Origin of the sequence: Pseudomonas sp. RV120224-01b (genome assembly GCF_003208145.1) — a bacterium.
In the GTDB taxonomy this organism is placed as follows: domain Bacteria; phylum Pseudomonadota; class Gammaproteobacteria; order Pseudomonadales; family Pseudomonadaceae; genus Aquipseudomonas; species Aquipseudomonas monteilii.
In genome coordinates, this window is the sequence record NZ_QKMQ01000009.1 from 216,677 (window position 1) to 233,716 (window position 17,040).

At 63.1% G+C, this 17,040-nt stretch carries 14 protein-coding genes, 1 rRNA gene and 2 pseudogenes; 7 read left to right on the plus strand and 10 right to left on the minus strand.

Features of this window, described 5'->3' with window-relative positions; all coding sequences use genetic code 11:
• Positions 1–70 precede the first annotated feature (70 nt).
• The 3 genes and pseudogenes from N436_RS16225 to mcpA (N436_RS28975) all read left to right on the plus strand — a co-directional run.
• On the plus strand, positions 71–949 hold the full coding sequence (locus N436_RS16225; protein ID WP_105947895.1) for a LysR family transcriptional regulator: 879 nt from the start codon (positions 71–73) through the stop codon (positions 947–949).
• Positions 950–1,091: 142 nt separating this feature from the next.
• Positions 1,092–2,123, plus strand: a pseudogene (mcpA, locus tag N436_RS28970) (methyl-accepting chemotaxis protein McpA); the annotation flags it as partial.
• Between the two features lie 258 nt (positions 2,124–2,381).
• Positions 2,382–2,978: pseudogene (mcpA, locus tag N436_RS28975) on the plus strand (methyl-accepting chemotaxis protein McpA); the annotation flags it as partial.
• A 33-nt stretch (positions 2,979–3,011) separates the two neighbouring features.
• Here the strand turns inward: mcpA (N436_RS28975) and N436_RS16235 are convergent.
• The 3 genes from N436_RS16235 to N436_RS16250 form a co-directional block, all read right to left on the minus strand.
• Positions 3,012–4,076 (minus strand): hypothetical protein, encoded by a 1,065-nt coding sequence (locus tag N436_RS16235; protein ID WP_105947893.1) that lies wholly within the window; start codon positions 4,074–4,076, stop codon positions 3,012–3,014.
• Between the two features lie 195 nt (positions 4,077–4,271).
• Positions 4,272–4,649: a RidA family protein gene (locus N436_RS16245; RefSeq protein ID WP_012271538.1), complete on the minus strand. Its 378-nt coding sequence runs from the start codon at positions 4,647–4,649 to the stop codon at positions 4,272–4,274.
• A gap of 12 nt (positions 4,650–4,661) precedes the next feature.
• The gene (locus N436_RS16250; protein ID WP_110741546.1) at positions 4,662–5,798 is read right to left on the minus strand and encodes an FAD-binding oxidoreductase; all 1,137 of its coding nucleotides are present in this window, start codon (positions 5,796–5,798) and stop codon (positions 4,662–4,664) included.
• Between the two features lie 115 nt (positions 5,799–5,913).
• Between N436_RS16250 and N436_RS16255 the strand changes: the two genes are divergently transcribed.
• Together N436_RS16255 and N436_RS16260 are read left to right on the plus strand one after the other, a co-directional pair.
• Positions 5,914–6,507, plus strand: a complete 594-nt coding sequence (locus tag N436_RS16255; protein WP_105947891.1) for a helix-turn-helix domain-containing protein — start codon at positions 5,914–5,916, stop codon at positions 6,505–6,507.
• Between the two features lie 105 nt (positions 6,508–6,612).
• Positions 6,613–7,398 (plus strand): sulfite exporter TauE/SafE family protein, encoded by a 786-nt coding sequence (locus N436_RS16260; protein ID WP_012271535.1) that lies wholly within the window; start codon positions 6,613–6,615, stop codon positions 7,396–7,398.
• Positions 7,399–7,401: 3 nt separating this feature from the next.
• Here the strand turns inward: N436_RS16260 and N436_RS16265 are convergent, their stop codons facing one another.
• The 5 genes from N436_RS16265 to N436_RS16285 form a co-directional block, all read right to left on the minus strand.
• Positions 7,402–7,941: a histidine phosphatase family protein gene (locus tag N436_RS16265; RefSeq protein WP_105947890.1), complete on the minus strand. Its 540-nt coding sequence runs from the start codon at positions 7,939–7,941 to the stop codon at positions 7,402–7,404.
• 99 nt (positions 7,942–8,040) lie between these two features.
• Positions 8,041–8,373, minus strand: a complete 333-nt coding sequence (locus N436_RS16270; protein WP_105947889.1) for a DUF3325 domain-containing protein — start codon at positions 8,371–8,373, stop codon at positions 8,041–8,043.
• Complete coding sequence (locus N436_RS16275; protein ID WP_105947888.1) at positions 8,370–9,890, minus strand: PepSY domain-containing protein; 1,521 nt, start codon at positions 9,888–9,890, stop codon at positions 8,370–8,372. Before N436_RS16275 ends, N436_RS16270 begins: the two co-directional genes overlap by 4 nt.
• Complete coding sequence (locus N436_RS16280) at positions 9,887–10,174, minus strand: iron transporter (RefSeq protein WP_105947887.1); 288 nt, start codon at positions 10,172–10,174, stop codon at positions 9,887–9,889. The genes N436_RS16275 and N436_RS16280 overlap by 4 nt, the downstream gene beginning before the upstream one ends.
• A 156-nt stretch (positions 10,175–10,330) precedes the next feature.
• Positions 10,331–12,571: a TonB-dependent siderophore receptor gene (locus N436_RS16285; RefSeq protein ID WP_105947886.1), complete on the minus strand. Its 2,241-nt coding sequence runs from the start codon at positions 12,569–12,571 to the stop codon at positions 10,331–10,333.
• A gap of 398 nt (positions 12,572–12,969) precedes the next feature.
• Here N436_RS16285 and N436_RS16290 point away from each other — a divergent pair, with 398 nt between their 5' ends.
• The gene (locus N436_RS16290) at positions 12,970–13,284 is read left to right on the plus strand and encodes a DNA-binding transcriptional regulator (RefSeq protein ID WP_060498405.1); all 315 of its coding nucleotides are present in this window, start codon (positions 12,970–12,972) and stop codon (positions 13,282–13,284) included.
• 203 nt (positions 13,285–13,487) lie between these two features.
• A complete protein-coding gene (locus N436_RS16295; protein ID WP_110741547.1) occupies positions 13,488–14,690 on the plus strand; it encodes an MFS transporter in 1,203 nt (400 codons plus the stop codon).
• Positions 14,691–14,748: 58 nt separating this feature from the next.
• Here N436_RS16295 and N436_RS16300 read toward each other — a convergent pair whose 3' ends face one another.
• On the minus strand, positions 14,749–16,557 hold the full coding sequence (locus N436_RS16300) for an ABC transporter ATP-binding protein/permease (protein WP_105947884.1): 1,809 nt from the start codon (positions 16,555–16,557) through the stop codon (positions 14,749–14,751).
• 259 nt (positions 16,558–16,816) lie between these two features.
• Positions 16,817–16,932 (minus strand): 5S ribosomal RNA (rrf, locus tag N436_RS16305).
• Between the last annotated feature and the right edge of the window lie 108 nt (positions 16,933–17,040).

Below are 17,040 nucleotides of genomic sequence, written 5' to 3' on the forward strand. Positions count from 1 at the left end.
GCGCGATCATGCTTCACCACGCTTGACAGCAAAAGTCAGCAGCTGTCAGATCTACTGACAGGAGGCTGCCATGAACTTTTCCAGCGACAACATCCAGCTTTTTCTAGCCGTGCTCGACTGCGGTTCGTTTTCTGCCGCCGCACGCGCCCTCAAGCGCGTGCCTTCAGCCGTGAGCATGGCTATCGGCAACCTTGAAGCGGAACTGGGCTACAGCTTGTTCGAACGTGGTTCGCGTGAGGTTCGCCCAACTGCCCAAGCCCTGGCCCTGGAACCACACGCCAGACTGATTGGCGAACAATTGGGTTTGCTGCAGGTACACGCACTGGAGCTTTCCCAGGGGTTGGAAAGCAGCCTGACCCTGGCCGTGGTACCAGACATCGACCACCGGCCATTGCTGGCGGCCATCGCACGCCTTGGCGAACGCTACCCGCTGCTGGATATCGCCCTGCTCAGCGCCCCGCAGGAAGAAGCCCTGAACCTGCTGGACAGTGGCCGCGCCGACCTCTGCGTGGCCTTTGCAGGCCTGCAGGTCGACGCCCGCCGAGGCTTCCAGCACATCGGCATGGAGTCGCTGGTGGCCACCCTGTCGCCGGCCCACCCGGCCTTGCGCGAGGGGCGCATCCATTACCTCGAAGACCTGACCCAGGTGCGTCAGATTCTGGTGCGCAGCCGCGACCTGCCAATGGCCGACCCGCGCCCGCTGATCGGCGCAGCGCACTGGTCAACCGACAGCTTCGACCTGGCGTTGCAAATGGTGGAAGCAGGCCTGGGCTGGGGCGACCTGCCGTTGTCGCGGGTTGCGCCACTGCTCGCCAGCGGACGCCTGGTGCGCCTGGGTTTTCGCAATACACGCAACGAGTTGCAGTTGCCGGTACACATCTTGTGGCGCAAGCAACAACCGCTGCAGCAAGCCGCACGGCTGTTGATCCAGCAGTTGAGTAGCCGTTGATTACCGTCTGTCGAAACGGCCGTAAGAATTTTCTGTAAGTACTTCAATCTTTTACCCCTTTAGCCGATATCCCGGTCGACAGGCCCCGCAGTGCGTCATGAGCGCGCTGCGCCCTCCCCTCATTGGCTCAAGGTCTCGAAACATGAACCTGAAATTTCGCCACAAGATCCTGCTCAGCGCCTGCGGCGTCGTGGTCCTGGCATTTGCCCTGTTCACGCTCTACAACGACTACCTGCAACGCAACACCATCCGCCAGAACATCGAAGCGTCGGTGCAGCAGTCCGGTGCACTGACCGCCAGCAGCGTGCAGAACTGGATGAGCGGGCGCATCCTGGTGCTGGAAAACCTGGCCCAGGACATCGGCCAGCTAGGTGCCGGCGAGACCCTGGCCGGGCTGATCGAGCAGCCGTCCTACACGCGTAATTTCCTGTTCACTTACCTGGGCCAGGCCAACGGTGCGTTCACCCAGCGCCCGGACGCCCAGATGCCTGCCGGTTACGACCCGCGCCAGCGCCCTTGGTATGGCGCCGCCGCCAGCGCCGGGCAGACCGTGCTGACCGCCCCCTACCAAGGCGCGGTCGGCGGCCTGATGGTCACCATCGCCACCCCGGTGAAGAGCAAAAGCAATGGCGAGCTGATCGGTGTGGTCGGCGGTGACGTGACCCTCGACACCCTGGTCGAGATCATCAACTCGGTCGACTTCGGCGGCATCGGCCACGCCTTCCTGGCAGACGCCAATGGCCAGGTGATTGTCAGCCCCGACAAAGACCAGGTGATGAAGAACCTCAAGGACATCTACCCTGGCAGCAATCTGCGGATTGCCGCCGGCATGCAGGATGTCACCCTCAACGGCCAGGACCGCATCATTTCCTTCGCCCCGGTAGCTGGCCTGCCGTCGGCGCAGTGGTACATCGGCCTGTCGATCGACAAGGACAAGGCTTACGCCGCACTCAGCCAGTTCCGTACCTCGGCGATCATCGCCATGCTGATTGCCGTGGCTGCCATCGCCGGCCTGCTCGGTCTGCTGATCCCGGTACTGATGAGCCCGCTGACCACCATGGGCCGCGCCATGCGCGACATCGCCGAGGGTGAAGGCGACCTTACTCGCCGCCTGACCGTGCAGAACAAGGACGAGTTCGGCGAACTGGCCACCTCGTTCAACCGCTTCGTCGAGCGCATCCATGCCTCGATCAGCGAAGTGTCCTCGGCCACCCGCCTGGTGCACGACCTGTCGGAAAAGGTGGTCAGCGCTTCCAACGCGTCGATCACCGGCTCGGAAGAACAAAGCATGCGCACCAACAGCGTGGCGGCTGCCATCAACGAACTGGGCGCCGCCACCCAGGAAATCGCCCGCAACGCCGCCGATGCTTCGCAGCATGCCAGCGGCGCCAGCGAGCAGGCACACGGTGGCCGTGAAGTGGTGGAAGAGGCGATCAGCGCCATGACCGCCTTGTCACAGCGCATCAGCGAGTCTTGCGCGCAGATTGAAACGCTCAACGCCAGCACCGACGAAATCGGCAAGATTCTCGACGTGATCAAGGGTATTTCGCAGCAGACCAACCTGCTGGCACTGAACGCCGCGATCGAGGCGGCCCGTGCCGGTGAAGCCGGCCGTGGCTTTGCCGTGGTGGCCGACGAAGTGCGCAACCTGGCACACCGTACCCAGGAGTCGGCGGAAGAGATCCACCGCATGATCACCAGCCTGCAGGTAGGTTCGCGCGAAGCGGTGCACACCATGAACACCAGCCAGGTGTCCAGCGAGCAGACCGTGCAGGTGGCCAACCAGGCCGGTGAGCGCCTGGCCAGCGTGACCCAGCGCATTGGCGAAATCGATGGCATGAACCAGTCCGTGGCGACCGCGACCGAAGAGCAGACCGCCGTGGTCGAGAGCCTCAACCTGGACATCACCCAGATCAACGCCCTGAACCAGCAGGGCGTGGAAAACCTGAACGAAACCCTGCGTCATTGCGACCAGCTGGCCCAGCAGGCCGGGCGCTTGAAGCAGTTGGTGGGCAGCTTCAGAATCTGATGGACCCGAAGAGGGGCGCTCTGCGCCCCTTTTTTATGCCACAGCCGCTTTCGTGGCCCTGCCCCGCCGCACCCAGGCCAGCAACACCGCCGCCATCAGCACGAAACCCAGGTAGCCAAACAACGGGTACACCTCCCCCACCAGGCTGATGAACCCCACCAGGCTGCAGCCAAACGCCACCACCCCGGTTATCACCGAACCCCAGCGGAACGTTGCCGTGCCCGCCGGCAGCAGCCGCGAAAGGAACGAAAACAACGTACCCACTGCCGTGTTGACGATCATGCCGAAGATGATCAGGCACATCACCACCCCCAGCAGCGGTGACACTTCGTTGGCAATCGACAGCATCGGCATGGGCAAGTCGGCCACGCTGTCCAGGCGCGACAACAGCCCGGCACTCATCACCAGCATCAGGCCGCCCAGCGCCGCACCACCCAGCAGGCCACCCCACACTGCGGTTTTCTCGCCCTTGGCCGAACCACCCAGAATGGCCAGGATCGGCGCACCGGCAACGATGTTGTACGACACATACAGGAACGCGCCCAACAGCCAGTGCCGGGTACCGGCCTGCTGCTGGCTGGCCAGCTGGTCGAGCGCGGCGAAGCTCTGTTCACGGGTAAACACGGCGTACAGTGCAATCGCCGAAGCGACCAGGATCAACAGCGGTGTGATGGCACCGATGGCCAGGATCACCTTGCGCACGTCCAGGCACACAATCGCCACCACCACCAGCGTCACCAGCACACTGCCGGTCAGTGCCGGAATGCCGAACTGCTGCTCCAGCAACGCGCCACCACCGGCCAGCATGACCACCGTGACGGCGAACATGAAAAAGGTGATCAGCCAGTCGACGAACAGGCCTAGGTGGCGGCCGCAGATGGCCTGTATCACGTCCTTGTGCGAGGTGGCCTGCTGGCGGTTGCCCAGCCCGGCCAGGGCCATGCCAAGGAAGGTAAACAGGGCTGCACTGACCAGTGCCCCCGCCAACCCCCACACACCGAAATCGACAAAGAACAACAACAGTTCCCGCCCCGAAGCGAAGCCCGCCCCCACGATCACGCCGACAAATGCGCCGGCAATCTTCAGCTGCTCTTGCATGTGAACCTCTGGATTTATTGTTGTTGTCTTACTGCCACCGCATAGCTTTGTGGGGGCAAATGTCTTGCACAAAATCTAAAAGGTGGCGCGATCTCTGTGGGAGCGGGCGTGCCCGCGAACACGGGCGAAGCCCGTGCCATCCTCCGCGCAGCCTGCTTCGCGGGCACGCCCGCTCCCACATGGATTCGTTCTCGGTTACAGATCGCCGACAAACGCCTGCACTTCAATCTCCACATCCACCCCCAGCGCCAACGCCGAGGCCACTGTCGAGCGCACCGGCAACGCGGCACCGAAGAATTCCTTGTACACCTCGTTGAAACCGGCGAAGTGGCTCATGTCCGACAGCCATACCGTGGCCTTTACCACCTGGTCGAAACGCGCGCCGCACGCCGCCAGGCTTTCGGCAATGCGCTCGCAGGCGGCGCGGGTCTGGGCCTGGATGTCACCACGCACCACTTCACCGCTGGCGCTCATCGGCACCTGGCCGGAGAGAAACAGAAAACCACCGGCCTTCACTGCACGGGAAAACGGGAACGGCAGGCTGCTGGGGAAACGCTGGATGTCATTGCTCATGGGATGCTCCTTTCAAGGTTGCTGGAAACGGGCCGGGGACAGGCGCTCGGGCGCCACGCCCTGGCTGACAAGGCTGGAGCACAGGGGTTGGCCAAGCAGCAGGTCGGCGGCCAGGCGCGAAGCCCCCGCTGCCGACTGGATGCCATAGCCGCCTTGCGCCGCCAGCCAGAAGAACGCGGGGGCGTGTGCATCGAAACCCACCACCAGGTCGCCGTCCGCAACGAACGATCGCAGCCCGGCCCAGGTGTGACTGGGGCGGCGGATCGTCAAGGTGGTCATGCTTTCGATGTTGTAAATGCCCAACGCCACATCGAGCTCTTCCGGCGCAGCATCCTGCGGCTCTACCGGGTCGGCGTTGGCAGGCGAACCGAGCAACTGCCCGGCGTCGGGTTTGAAGTAAAAGCTTTCGTCGACACCAATCACCGCCGGCCAACGGGCGAAGTCCTGGTCGGCAGGGCCAGGAAAGGTAAATGCACTGCGCCGGCACGGTTGCAGGCCGATGCGCCCCACACCGCATTGCTCGGCCACACGGTCTACCCAGGCACCCGCGGCATTGACCAGCTGACGTGCCTGCAGACGGCTGCCATCAGCCAATTCCACCTGCCACAGGTTGTCCAGATACCCGGCCTGGACCAGCTCGGCGTTGCAGCGCAGCTCACCACCGGCAGCGCGAAAACCGCGCAAGAAGCCTTGGTGCAAGGCATGCACATCAAGGTCCATCGCGCCCGGCTCCAGCACTGCGCCCGCCAGGGTTTCGCTGCGCAGGCTGGGTACCAGTGCCAGCGCGGCATCACGGTCAAGCAGGCTGACCTCGGTGCCATTGGCCAGGTTCTGCGCGTGGGTCTGCTCAAGCAGCTCGCGCTGCTCCACGCTGGCCACATACAGGCAGCCGCGCGGCTCCAGCAGCGGGTGCTCGCAGAAGCCCTCTGGCGGGGCTTCATAAAAGGCCCGGCTGGCGCGGGTCAGCGCCTGGATCTGCGCAGTGCCGTAGGCCTCCATGAACATGGCCGCCGAACGCCCGGTGGAATGGTAGCCAGGCTGTGCTTCGCGCTCGATCAGCAGCACCCGCTGCTGGCCAGCCAGGCGATAGCCCAGCGAGGCACCGGCAATGCCGGCGCCGATGATCAGGGTGTCGTAGATCGGGGTCATGCACGCTCCTGCCAAGCAAATTATCATTTATGAGAATTCTAATATATGAGAATTTAGAAATGCGCAAGTGTCCAAGGTAAGATGCCCGACCAACGCCGTATGCCGAGAACGCTGAATGCCCGCTGCCCTACCCCTGCTTGACCGCACCGTAGTCGGCCAGCGCCTGCGCCAGGTGCGCAAGGCGCGCCAGATGACCCTCAAGCAATTGTCCGAAGCCAGTGGCGTACCGCTGTCCACCTTGTCGAAGATGGAGCTGGCACAGGTGTCGGTCAGTTATGAAAAGCTCGCCGCCGCTGCGCGGGCGCTGAATGTCGATATTGCCCAGTTGTTCCGCTCCGGTGCCACGGTCAACGCCCCGGTGCCCGTGACCGTGGTGGTCGATTCATTACCGGCGGCGGCGGGCTACTCGACCGGCACCTACGACTACCACCCGATCGCCGGCGACTTCCCCGAGCGGCGCATGACGCCGGCTTATGCCCGCATCATCGCCCGTGAACGCGGCCAGTTCGACGACTTTATCCGCCACCCCGGGCAAGAGTTCGCCCTGGTGCTGAGCGGGCGCGTGCGCATCGAGTTCGAAACCGGCGAAGCGGTGAGCATCGGGCCACAGGAAACGGCGTATTTCGACAGCCAGGTGGGGCATATCTACCTGTCCGAGAGCGAGGACGGCGGCGATGCACATGTGATGGTGGTGATGACGGATCGTTAAGCTGCCTCGGTTATAACCTAATAACGAACAAGTCTATTTGGCTATAAAAAAATCTATATGCTGGCTGCATCCGATAACGGGCAAAGTTGGGCAGTCGAGTAGCGTATGGATGTAGGTTCTTTTGGTTTCACCATTGCTGGCCTGGTCGTGGGTTTCATCGTCGGCATGACCGGCGTCGGTGGCGGCTCGCTGATGACCCCGATCCTGTTGTGGTTTGGCATCAACCCGGCTACGGCCGTCGGTACCGACCTGCTCTATGCCGCCATCACCAAGGCCAGTGGCGTCTGGGTGCATGCGCGCCAGAAGAACATCGACTGGAAAATCACCGGCCTGCTCAGCCTGGGCAGCGTGCCCGCCGCTGCGCTGACCCTGTGGTTCCTCAGCACCCTGCACACCGACACCTCGGCGCTCAATGCCATCATCAAGCAAGGCCTGGCGGTGGTGCTGATCCTGACCGCGCTGGCCATCCTGTTCAAATCGCGCCTGCAGGCCTTTGCCAGCCGTCATGCCGGTGACCACTACCATCTCAGCGATCGCAGCCTGAACATCCTCACCGTACTCACCGGCGTTGTGCTGGGGGTAATGGTCACACTCACCTCCATCGGTGCTGGCGCCCTGGGCACCGTGGCGTTGTTCCTGCTGTACCCGTTCCTGGTCACCCGCCGCCTGGTCGGTACCGAAATCGCCCACGCCGTGCCCCTTACCCTGGTAGCAGGCCTGGGCCACGCGGGCATGGGCAACATGGACTGGTCGCTGCTGGGCTACCTGCTGCTGGGCTCGCTGCCGGGCATCTACCTGGGCAGCCACCTCACCGGGCGGATCTCCGACCGCGTACTGCGCCCGTGCCTGGCGGCGATGCTGCTGTTGATCGGCTACAAGCTGGCGTTCTGAGCCTCATGCCAGGCGCAGTCGCCACTGCCCGGTAAAGCTCAGATCCAGGCGTGACAGGGGAACTACGTCGATACGCTGGCTGGCCTTCATCGGGCACCCCAACACCTCTACCAACACAGCGCGCATGACCATGGGGTGGGTCACCGCCAGCCAATCGCCCGGCCTGTCGAAGGCTGCCAGCCAGGCGGCCAGGCGCTGGCACAGGGCGGCGAACGACTCCCCCCCGTGCGGCGCACTGGCCGGGTCCTGCAACCATTTCGCCAATGCTTCAGGCTGCTCAGCCTGCAATTGCTTCAACGCCAGCCCCTGCCAGTGACCCAGGTCGCAATCGGCCAAGCCTGGTTCGACCTGCACCTGCCCCGCCAACCACGTAGCCGTCTCGCAGGCTCGTCGCTCTGGCGCAGCCAGCAGTTGCATGCCGGGCAGCATGGCGTCGGGTTGTTGCGTCAACGGCAAGATGCCGTCATCTGTACGGTGCAGGCGCCCGACCTTCTGGGCCTGGGTCAGGGCATGGCAGATCAGGGTCAGGCGGACGGCTTTCACCGGGGCTCTCTCGCAGCAGGCTGGGGCCCATGGTTTAACACGCTGCGAAGCTTTTGGCTGCAACTATGTCGTAGCAGCCTTTACCGCGATGAGGCCCGGTCAAAGTATCAGTGACACCAGGCCCCACACCGGCACCGCGGCCACCAACCCGACCGCCATCCGCGGCCAGTACGGCAGCAGCATCACCAGCAGCAACCCCGCCAACGACAGCGCGCCGAACCAGGCCACCGGCCCCATGGCCCAGCCCCAGGCCTGGGCACACATCATCAGGCTGGCCAGCAACGCCAACCAACCTGCACTGCGCAGGCCGACACGCAGCGCGGGTGGGCACGCCCGGCTCCACACTTGCTTGTAATGCCGCTCCAGCCCTTGGCACAGCCCAAGCATGCCGGCGTAGGCGAACACCACGCCACCTATGATCCACATCATCATGCCTTGGCCTCCTGTTGCCGGCCCACCCTGGTCTTCTGTTGCGCTGGCTGTGCTTGCCACACCCGCCAGGCCACCAGACCGAGCAACACCCCCAGCACCAGCGCACAGCCCGCTACGCCCATACGCATCGTGTCTTCAAGGCCGCCAAATGCACCCAGACCGATGCACAGCAATGCCGCCAGCAGCAGTTGTTCGACCCAGGCGCGCCGCGCCGGCCTGACGCCGGCATGCAACAGCGCCAGCAGCCATACGCCGAAGAACGCGCGCACTTCCCAGCTTTCCCGCTGCATCAAATCCACCGGTAGCAAACGGCTGGCCCACAGCAGCCCCACGCATGCCAGCAGCAGGCCGCTGATAAAGCCTACGTTGCACACTTCGGCCACCCGGTACCAACGCCGTGCCGATGTTTCGGCGGTGGCGCTGGCGTATTTACGCCCACGCTTGACGCAGAACAGCACCAGCCCGCTGGCGATCATCAGGCAACTGACCAACCCGCACATGAAGTACAGCCAGCGCATCGGGTAGCCGCCGAACTGGGCGAAGTGCAGGCCGACCATGACCCGTTGGGTCAGCGGCGCCGCACGCCATTCAGGCACGTCGCTGAGTAACACCCCGCTGACGCCGTCGAAAACCATGGCCTGCCCCTTGGCGAGGGCGATGCGGTTGCCCAGTTCGGGGCGGATTTCGATACGCGCCGCTGCAGTGTTGGGGTTGCGAATGTTCAAGCCGCCAATAGGCCCCAGCCGCGCCTCGGCCTGGGCCAGCAACGGCGCCACATCGACCAGGGTGGCCGGCTGCCTGGCCAGGCCACGGGGTTGCTCCAGGCGGGCATTACCCTGTGCCTGGAAGTAGGCGCGGGTGTCACCGGCAAAGAGTGCGTCCACCCCGGCAGGGATATAAATGAGCATGAAGATCACCAGGCCGGTATAGGTGATCATCAGGTGGAACGGCAGCAGCAGCACCGCACTGGCGTTGTGAAAATCCAGCCACGAGCGCTGGCCCTTGTTCGGCCGGAAGGTGAAGAACTCCTTGAAGATCTTCTTGTGGATGACAATGCCGGTCACCAATGCGGCCAGCATCACCAGCGCCAGCGCGCCGACCACGAAGATGCCCCAGTTGCGTGGCAGGTCGAGGGTGAAGTGGAAGCGGAAGAAAAAGTTGCCGCCGACGCTGTCACGCACCTCGATGGCTTCGCCGGTGCGCGGGTCGAGCTGTACGCCGCCACCGTGGCGCCGCTCGCCGGTGGACACGCGCAGGCCTGGCGAGCGCTCGCTCGGCAGGCTGATGCCCCAGTTGCCGGCCTTCGGCTCATGGGCCTGCAGGTAGGCGATGGCACGCTGCGCGGCGGCGGCCTGGGACACCTGAGTGGCCGGGATTTCCGGCTGCATCCAGTGGTTGAGCTCCTTGTCGAACACTGCCAGCGTGCCGGTAACGAAAATGGCGAACAGCAGCCAGCCGAAGATCAAGCCGGCCCAGGTGTGCAGCCACGCCATCGACTGGGTGAAGGTGTTTTTCATGCCAGGCGCTCCAGTATCTGCGGCCAGAAACCGACCAGGGCCAGGGGCACGGCCAGCGCCAGCGGCGCCCAGGCGCGCAAGGCATCACGGCTGGCAAAGGCCCAGAGGATGGTGGCGGTGTAGAAAATGAACGCGGGCAGGGTCGCGACGATGACCGCGTCGGTGGCAGACAGCGCCAGGATGCGGGCCAGGCAGGCAGTGGCGGCGTAGCTGAAGGCATAGCCGCCGAGCAGTGCGGCACTGGTGCGGGAGAGAATCTGTAGCCAGGCAGGGGCTTTGATCATCGGAGGGCTCCTTGAGTCCAGTGATGAGGCCAGGGCTGCTGCGCAGCCCAATCGCCGGCAAGCCAGCTCCCACAGGGACTGCACAGGGCTCGATGACTGTGCAGATTCTGTGGGAGCTGGCTTGCCGGCGATTGGGCCGCACAACGGCCCCTTGGATCAGAAGTTGATATTCAGCGCAGCAAACACCGCCCTGCCCGGCTGGTTATAGGTGTTGGCCCCCGAGCTGCTGGCGTTGCCGCCACGCAGGATCTGCTTGTCGAACACGTTGTTCACGCCTACCCGCACGTCGTAGTTGGCGTTGAACTTGTACCCGGCACTCAGGTCCACCAGGCCATACGCCTCGACGTCCTGCTGGGCGGTCTTGTCGTAGTCTTGCTGGGTGCGGTAGTTGTAGGTCGGCGACTTCTGCTTGCCAAAGTAGGTGCCCGCTACCTGGAACGACAGCTGCTCGGTGGCGCGCCAGTCGAGGGTGGTGTTGACGGTGTACTCCGGAATCACCGACAGCGGCTCGCCGGTTTCGCGGTTGTCGTTGTCGAGCATCCAGGTCAGGTTGGTGTTCCAGTCCAGGGTCGGAGTCAGTTCGATGAAGAAGTTGCCTTCGATACCTTCCACCCGCGCTTCGCCCGCGTTCTCCCACTGGGTCACGCGGCGACCGCTGTTAATGGCGTAGAGCACATCGGTCCCGCCGATGATCTTGTTCTTGTAGTCGTTGCGGAAATAGGTCGCGCTGGTACGCCAGGTGCCACGGTCGTACAGCAGGCCGATTTCCTTGTTGACGCTGATCTCTGGCTTGAGGTCGGCATTACCTTGCAGGTAGCAGCCGCCAGAGTTGGTCTGCTGCACACTGCAGCCCTGGCCACGGCTGTAGAGCAGGTAATTGGGGTTGGACTGGTACAGGTTGGGTACCTTGTAGGCACGAGCAATGCCGCCCTTGACCGACAGTGCCTCGGTCAGTTTGTGCGACAGGTTCAGGCTTGGGCTGAAGTTGTCGCCAAACATCTCGTGATGGTCAAAGCGCAGGCCGGGCGTCACGGTCGTATCACCCAGGACGATATTGTCCTCGACGAACAACGCATAGCTTCTGGCCGTCATCTTCGTATCGCTGCGATCGAAGCCGCTGATCGCATCACTGCCCGAACCGCTCGGGTCGAAGCTTTGCGGGCGGAACGAGCCCTGGTCATTGAGCGACTCGTACAAGTACTCACCGCCCAAGGTCAGCACATGTTCAGTGCTGCCCATGGCGAACGGCAGGTTGACCTCACTGCTCAAACGGGTGTTGCGCAGCCGCGACATCGCCGCGCCGCTGTCGTTGATCGCGCCTTCCGGGCCACCGGCCAGGCCCTCGTTGAGGCGCCAGTTACGCACGTACTCGTACGCCAGGGTGGTCTTGCTGGTGCCCCAGGTAAAGTCGCCCAAGTGGGTCAGGTCGTACGTGCTGCGCTGCATGATGTTGGTTTCGTGGCCATACAGGCTGGAAATCAACGCGACATCGCTGCCGCCGTTGCTGTTCATGGTGTCGCCCGCGTAGATGTTGCCCTGACGGCTGTAGCCTGCGCTGGCTTCAAGGCGGTGCTCGTCGTTGAGCTTCCAGCTCAGCAAGCCATTGATGTCTTTGTTGCGCACACCTTCGCGTCCGGCAACCAGTGCGCTGTTGGCGTGGCTGGCGTTGATGTCGAGGTCGTCGGCGTCGGTCTTGGCCAAGCCGCCATACAGGCGGAACCCGAGGTTGTCGGTAAGGCCGCCACCCAGGTTGAAGTTGGCGCGGCGGCTGGCGCCTTCGGCGCTGTCTTCCGGCAATTGGGTATACAGGCTGACACTGCCCTTCAGTTCATCGGTGGGGCGCTTGGTGATGATGTTGACCACCCCGCCCATGGCGCCGGAACCGTAGCGTGCGGCAGCCGGGCCGCGCAGGATCTCGATGCGCTCGACCGCTTCGGCCGGCACCCAGTTGGTTTCACCTCGGGTATCGCGGTCGCCGTTCCAGCCATAACGCACGGCGTTGCGGGCGCTGGACGGTTTGCCGTCGATGAGGATCAAGGTGTTCTCCGGGCCCATGCCGCGCAGGTCGATCTGGCGGTTGTTACCCCGCGCGCCGCTGGCGCTGTTGCCGGTCAGGTTGACACCGGGCTCGCGGCGGATGATGTCGGACAGGTCATTGCTCGGCGGGTGGCGCTTGATGTCTTCGGCGGTGATGATCGACGAGCCCAATGCCTGGCGCGCCTCGCGCTCGGCGGTGATCAGGGTGTCCTGGATCACCAGCGCATTGTCGGCGACCGGCACCTCCAGCACCTCACCCGCACGCTGCTCCTCGGCTTGCGCCGCGGTGGCCATCATGGCCGGCGACGCCAGCGCGACGAACGCCAGGGCCAGGCTATTGGGTGAAGTTCTGCACTGCATGGGTACATCTCCTGCGATTCATGAGCGAAAAGGCACATCCCTGTCGGAAACCGGGGGCCCTCGCCCACCGGCCCCACAAACACAGTTTGGTGGCCAACAGGGGAGGTAAATATAGAGAGATGCAAATGCGAGTAAATCTTATTTACGAAGTTTACATGTTTGTAACGGAACTTTGCTGAAACCCGGGATAGAGCAGTTGCTGTTCGCAACCTACGAAGTCTTGCGCGGCCCTTGTAGGAGGTGGCTTGCCTGCGGTGGGCCGCGCAGTGGCCTCGGCAGCGTCAGCGCCAACGCGCTCGCCAGAAACCCGTCGATACATCCCCACGCTTCTTGAGCTCAGCCGAACATAGCAAAATAACTACGTCAAAGACGTAGGGATATTACCAAGGAGCTCAACCATGCCCCTGACTGAAAAAGAGCTGATGCTGCGCGATGCCAGCCGTAACATCGGTGAGGAGTTGCTGGAGTCCATACGCAATGTGAAAGCTGGTCGCTATGGTGCAGTACATCAGATAGAGGTGACCAAGGCCGCCGAGGCACGGAGCAAAACGGGGCTCTCCCAGCTCAAGTTTGCCGAGTTGCTGGGCGTTTCAGTACGCACGCTTCAGGAGTGGGAGCAAGGTAGGCGCGCGCCATCAGGTGCCGCTCGGTCCCTACTCCACATTGCAGCTTCTCGCCCGGACGTTTTTCGTGAAGTGCTTCAGGGCCTGTAACGACTCCCCTGAACGAGCGTGCCTGCGGCGGGCCGCGCAGTAGCCTCGGCAACCGGCGCGTGTCACGGCGCTCAGGCTACACGCCACCACCCAGCGACCTGGGTGGTGAGCACACTGGCCATTGCCGCTACCCACTCATCCGATTTGCATCCTGCACGGAGGCTCCTACAGTTTCGAACGTAGCAACTCTGTCGGGAGCCCAGATGCGCAGCAATGAAGACAGCCGCTCTGCACACACCACCAGAAGCCTGCCGAAGATCCCTCGTAGCGTCTGGGCGCTGGGCTTCGTGTCGATGTTCATGGATATCTCCTCGGAGATGATCCATGCGCTGCTGCCGCTGTACATGGTTACCGTGCTCGGCACGTCGGTAGTCGCGGTGGGCGTTATCGAAGGCATTGCCGAAGCGACCGCATCGATCACCAAGGTGTTTTCCGGCGCCCTCAGCGACCGGCTGGGCAAGCGCAAGCTGCTGACGGTGCTCGGCTATGGCCTGGCTGCGCTGACCAAGCCGGTGTTCCCCATTGCCTCCGGGCTGGAGTGGCTGACCGCAGCACGTTTCGTGGACCGGGTCGGCAAAGGCATCCGCGGGGCGCCGCGCGATGCGCTGGTGGCCGATGTCACCCCCGCCGAGCTACGGGGCGCGGCGTTCGGCCTGCGCCAGGCGCTCGATACCGTGGGCGCCTTCCTCGGGCCGTTGTTGGCAATCGTGCTGATGTGGCTGACCGCGAGCCATTTTCAAACCGTGTTCTGGGTAGCGGTGATCCCGGCGTTTATAGCGGTGTACATTCTCATCGCCTTGGTTCGCGAACCTGAAACGCCGCCTGCCGCACGGCCGGTACGCACACCGCTGGCACTGCACGAGATGGTGCACCTCGGGTCGGCGTATTGGCGACTGATCGGCCTGGCAACGTTGTTCACCCTCGCCCGTTTCAGCGAAGCGTTCCTGCTGCTGCGTGCCCAGGACATGGGCCTGGCACCGCTGTGGGCGCCGGCGGTGCTGGTCTTGATGGCGCTGGCCTACTCACTGTCGGCCTACCCTGCCGGGGTGCTGTCGGACCGGGTGGGGCGCCGAGGCGTGCTGATGGCCGGGTTGGGTTTGCTGATCGCTGCCGACCTGCTGCTGGCCCTGCTACCGGGCTGGGGCGGGCTGGCCCTGGGGGTTGCAGCCTGGGGCCTGCACCTGGGCTTCAGCCAAGGTGTCTTCGCGGCCATGATCGCCGACAGTGCCCAGGCCAACCTGCGTGGTACCGCCTTCGGCCTGTTCAACCTGCTGACCGGTGTGGCACTGCTGGCCGCCAGCGTGGTAGCCGGATTGCTGTGGGATGGTGCAGGATTTCAGGCAACCTTTCTGGTCGGCGCGGGGTTCGCTGGCGCCACCCTGGTGGGGTTGATACTGCTGCGCTGAGCCTGGAAAGCGCCCGGCTGATCGCCATGCTGGACGGTGATCAGCACCCGGACGCGGACTAGGCCAGCGCAGCCTCCTGCTCCAGCAACGACCAACCGCCATGCCCATCCACTTCCAGCCGATGGGTATGGAACGCTGCCAGCGTGCTGCGGTGGCCGACACTGACCAGCAGTGCATCCGGCATTTCCGAGCGCAACAACGCATACAAGGCATGTTCGAGGCCCTCGTCCATCGCCGAGGTGGACTCGTCGAGGAACACCACCTGCGGCCGGTTGAACAGTACCCGGGCGAATGCCAGACGCTGCTGCTCACCCACCGAAAGAATGTGTGACCAGTCGCAACTGACGTCCAGGCGCTCGGCCAGGTGAGCCAGGTTGACCTGGCGCAACGCCTGCTGCATCCGCGCCTCATCCTCAGGCTTGCTGGCTGCCGGGTAGGCAATGACAGTACGCAAGTCACCCAGTGGCAGGTACGGGCGCTGCGACAGGAACAGTGCCTGATGGCCCATTGGCCGCCTGACCTCACCTTCGGCATACGGCCAAAGGCCCGCCAGGGCGCGCAGCAGCGTGGTTTTACCACTGCCCGATGGCCCTTTGATCAAAAGCGCCTGACCCGCGTGCAGGCTCAGGTCCAGGTCGGCAATAAGGGCGTGCCCGTCCGGACGCAGCACCTGCAGGCGGGTGATCTGCAGTGCATGCGCCTGGTCTTCGGTCAGGACGCGTGGCAATGCGCTCGCCTGCTCATTGGCATCGAGAAACCCGGTCAGACGGTCGAGGGTCGCCCGGTACTGGGCAAACGCATCATATGACTCACGGAAGAACGATAACGAATCCTGCACCTGGCCAAATGCCTGGGACGTTTGCATGACGTCGCCCAGCTTGATCGCTCCGCTGAAGAAACGCGGCGCCTGCAGAATGAACGGGAACACCACGGCAACCTGGCTGACGCCCAGGTTGAAACCACTGAACTTGAGGTTTCGGAACACCAACGCCCAAGCATTCACGATCAAGGCAGCAAAGCGGCCCAACAAGGTGCCCCGCTCGACCTGAGCACCTTGGTAGAAGGCGATGTTCTCGGCGTTTTCACGCAAGCGCATCAGCGCATAGCGGAAGTTCGCAGTGAGTTTTTCGTTGAGGAAATTCAGGCGGATCAATGGGCGCCCGAGGCGGAAGGCGACCCAGGTGGCGACGATGACATACAGGTACACGGCAAACACCATCGCCCGGGGGATCTCCATCCCGGCCACCGTCAGCGGTGCCGACAGCCCCCAGAGAATGCCGGTGAATGCCACCAGCGAAACCAGCGCACTGACCGCGCCCAACGCCAGGCTCACCGAGTTGGTGACGAAGGCGTTGATATCCAGTTCGATACGCTGATCGGGGTTGTCCACCGGCTCGGCGAGGAACTGGCCGCGGTAGTAGGCATCGCCTTTCATCCAGTCGTGGGTCAGACGCTCGGTGAGCCAGACCCGCCAATGAATGCTGAATGCCTGGGTTACGTAAAACGTGAACAGCGAGCGCAGCACATGAATGGTAGCCAGTACGGCAAAGACGCCAAGCAAGTACCAGAACGCGGTTTGATCAAGGCCCTGCAAAGCGCTGTAGAAGCCGTTGTACCAGAACGAGAACAGCACGTTCAGCCGTACAGAGAACAGTGTCAACACCAGCAGCAACGCAAACACCAACAGCGGCCGCCAACTGCGCCTGAAACTGAAATAGGGCCCGGCAAGCTGCCAGAACTGGCTGCCCCAACGCGTGCAGCGCACAGCCAGTGTGGCGGCTGCTGCGAAGCAGACTAAGGTGATGAACGAGGCGATTGCCAGCCAGCTCAGGCTCTCTTGCAAAGCCTGGTGCCAGTTCATTTCCATGGTGGGTATCCGTGCTGAGTATTTCCGCGAGCGTAGCATTGCTCCGCGATTCGTCAGGCATAGATGACGCACATTTCATGATTGCTTTGGTTGTTTGAAGCAGGCGACGTGGTGGATGGCACCGGCTTTTCCGGTGTTCGCGGCTAAAGCCGCTCCTACAGGGATCTGGGCAAAGCCGAGACTTGCGTGAGCTTGGCTTTTCGGGCCACAAAGACAAAACCCCTACCTGCATGTGCAGATAGGGGTTTTGCGAAATGAATCTTGACGATGACCTACTCTCACATGGGGAAACCCCACACTACCATCGGCGATGCATCGTTTCACTGCTGAGTTCGGGATGGGATCAGGTGGTTCCAATGCTCTATGGTCGTCAAGAAATTCTGTTGCCAGAAGATCCAGATGGATGCTCTAGCGAATTCGGATATGTGAATTTGTGGTCTTACGAATTTTCGGGTCTTTCGTCTTCACCACCACAATTCGGCT

Excerpts from the sequence above, each read along its gene's own strand:
- N436_RS16275 (WP_105947888.1), bottom strand. The coding sequence starts at position 9,890 with ATGAAAAACACCTTCACCCAGTCGATGGCGTGGCTGCACACCTGGGCC.
- N436_RS16300 (WP_105947884.1), bottom strand. The coding sequence starts at position 16,557 with ATGGAAATGAACTGGCACCAGGCTTTGCAAGAGAGCCTGAGCTGGCTG.
- N436_RS16255 (WP_105947891.1), top strand. The coding sequence starts at position 5,914 with ATGCCCGCTGCCCTACCCCTGCTTGACCGCACCGTAGTCGGCCAGCGC.
- N436_RS16285 (WP_105947886.1), bottom strand. The coding sequence starts at position 12,571 with ATGCAGTGCAGAACTTCACCCAATAGCCTGGCCCTGGCGTTCGTCGCG.
- N436_RS16260 (WP_012271535.1), top strand. The coding sequence starts at position 6,613 with ATGGATGTAGGTTCTTTTGGTTTCACCATTGCTGGCCTGGTCGTGGGT.
- N436_RS16225 (WP_105947895.1), top strand. The coding sequence starts at position 71 with ATGAACTTTTCCAGCGACAACATCCAGCTTTTTCTAGCCGTGCTCGAC.
- N436_RS16290 (WP_060498405.1), top strand. The coding sequence starts at position 12,970 with ATGCCCCTGACTGAAAAAGAGCTGATGCTGCGCGATGCCAGCCGTAAC.
- N436_RS16245 (WP_012271538.1), bottom strand. The coding sequence starts at position 4,649 with ATGAGCAATGACATCCAGCGTTTCCCCAGCAGCCTGCCGTTCCCGTTT.
- N436_RS16270 (WP_105947889.1), bottom strand. The coding sequence starts at position 8,373 with ATGATGATGTGGATCATAGGTGGCGTGGTGTTCGCCTACGCCGGCATG.
- N436_RS16250 (WP_110741546.1), bottom strand. The coding sequence starts at position 5,798 with ATGACCCCGATCTACGACACCCTGATCATCGGCGCCGGCATTGCCGGT.
- N436_RS16235 (WP_105947893.1), bottom strand. The coding sequence starts at position 4,076 with ATGCAAGAGCAGCTGAAGATTGCCGGCGCATTTGTCGGCGTGATCGTG.
- N436_RS16295 (WP_110741547.1), top strand. The coding sequence starts at position 13,488 with ATGCGCAGCAATGAAGACAGCCGCTCTGCACACACCACCAGAAGCCTG.
- N436_RS16280 (WP_105947887.1), bottom strand. The coding sequence starts at position 10,174 with ATGATCAAAGCCCCTGCCTGGCTACAGATTCTCTCCCGCACCAGTGCC.